Raw genomic sequence first — 533 nt, 5'->3', positions numbered from 1 at the left:
GAAAGGAGGATGAACAAGTAATTCTCACCCCTTCCCAGAAATACATCCTAATTCGCTCGGTGATTGAAAAATATCAATTAAAACATATGGTGAGTTACTTGTGTAAAATAGTGGAAGTTTCAAGAAGTGGTTATTATAATTATTTCTCAATGAAGTCACAAGAACAGAGAAAGAGAAAAGATGAAGAAGATGAAACTACAAAAGAGATCATCTTAAAGGCATTACATTTCAAAAAGCGAAAAAAAGGGGCACGCCAAATCAAAATGATTTTGGAGAGTCAATTTAAGGTTGTCTACAATTTGAAACGTATCAGAAGAATCATGAAAAAGTACAACATTATTTGTCCTATTAGAAAGGCTAATCTATGTAAAAGGATAATGAAAGCTACAAAAGAACATCGAGTTGTTCCAAACTTATTAAACCGACAATTTAAGCAAGGTGTGCCCGGAAAAACACTTCTAACTGATATAACATATTTATTTTACGGTAAAGGGAAAAAAGCTTATTTATCAACGATTATGGACAGTTCCACC

At 32.6% G+C, this 533-nt stretch carries 1 protein-coding gene; it reads left to right on the top strand.

The genetic code is table 11. The features are described from left to right. A partial coding sequence (locus MR076_RS25980; RefSeq protein WP_242225430.1) for an IS3 family transposase occupies positions 1-533 on the top strand: 533 nt, incomplete at both ends.

The organism is Bacillus cereus group sp. BfR-BA-01380 (assembly GCF_022663535.1).
In the GTDB taxonomy this organism is placed as follows: Bacteria; Bacillota; Bacilli; order Bacillales; family Bacillaceae_G; genus Bacillus_A; species Bacillus_A cereus_BB.
The sequence above is the reverse complement of the archived record's forward strand: the minus strand, read 5'-3'. Positions and strand labels throughout refer to the sequence as shown.